Raw genomic sequence first — 1,510 nt, forward strand, 5'->3', positions numbered from 1 at the left:
AGTCAAGTCCATTTAATTGTGTAAAAGTGTCAACAATAATTTTCAACCTAATTAAGCTGAATAGGTATAGTGAACAAGAATTATTTCGAATTTACATTGAGGGGCGGGCATGATAGCCTGGAGGGCAAGCCAGGTGTTGTTAGACACTTGGCTTCCTGGCTTTACATCATGCCCGCTGGAGGCTCAATGTCAATTCGAAATTAGGCTATTCCACTTAGTATGGATAGCGTGTTATTTTTCATTTGTTTTCTTGAGATAAGGAATATTATTTTTATTCCAATCTTCCTCAATATCCATTAATACAGAACCAATAATCCTAATGGCCGACTGATCATTGGTAAAAATCCTGATGACTTTTTCTCTTCTCCGTACTTCTTGGTTTAAGCGCTCAAGCATGTTTGTAGTACGTAGGTGTTTATGATAAGGAACCGGTTGGGAGTGAAATTGGATGGCATCTTCAAACCCATTATCGAGTGTTTCAATTGCCTTAGAAAACCCTTTCACATCTTGATACTTATTTATAAAACTCTTTTTAAGTTCTCTAACAACGCTTAAATTTGAGTTTTGGAATAAATCCTTTAGCTCTTGGCGAGCTTCAGTAGTACCTTTCTTTGGAAGGGTGTCCATGATATTTCTTAGAAAGTGAACACTACATCGCTGCCAAGAGGTTCCTAAGAAGGATTCTTTAATGGACGTAACTAACCCACCATGGGCATCAGAAATGACCATTTTGGGAGATTGAAGTCCTCTAGACTTTAGATAATCAAAGAAGGAAGTCCAGCTGTCAGTAGATTCAGTATGGTTGACTTTAAGACCAATAATCTCTCTATGACCACTTTCACTTACTCCAACAGCAATATGAACACTTTTAGATACGACTCTATTGTTCTCACGAACTTTAATGTACATAGCATCTACGTAGACATAAGGGTAATAATGCACGTTTAGAGGTTTATTTCTCCACTCTGTAATCACTGGATCTACTGTTTTAAGTAGATTGGAAACAAGTGATTTGGACACACTTGTCCCACAAAGTTCCTCAACGATTTTAGTGATTTTTCGAGTAGAAACCCCATTAACAACCATCTCAATCATAGAAAGGATAAGGGCCTGATCACAGCGTTTGAACTTTTCAAAGATGGTAGTAGAAAACACACCATCCCTAGTCCGTGGAACTTTTAGTGTAAGAGACCCCACACCAGTTATGAGTTCACGTTCATAGTAACCGTTACGATAGCCTCTTCGTTCTTCCGTTCTTTCGTGAGAAAGAGCATTAATATATTCGTCTCTTTCTTTTTCCATTAATGAATTTAAGATCAGTGCTAGAGAGGCTTTTACTGGTGATTCTAATGAGCTGCTTTCTATTTTTCCTTTGAGATCTTCTAAATTTATAGTAATATTAATTTGGGTCATCATCATGTCCTCCGTAAAATGGTTTCTTGGTCGAAAACATTGTAACACGGGTCATGATGATGACCTATTCTTTTTACACAATTATATGGGCTTAATC

The 1,510-nt window shown here is 37.3% G+C and carries 1 protein-coding gene; it reads right to left on the bottom strand.

What is annotated here, in order from left to right:
* Window positions 1–231 precede the first annotated feature (231 nt).
* A complete protein-coding gene (locus ACX9YW_RS22840) occupies window positions 232–1,413 on the bottom strand; it encodes an IS256 family transposase (protein ID WP_460351002.1) in 1,182 nt (393 codons plus the stop codon).
* Window positions 1,414–1,510: the final 97 nt, after the last annotated feature.

This window comes from Pseudoneobacillus rhizolycopersici, from assembly GCF_054786815.1.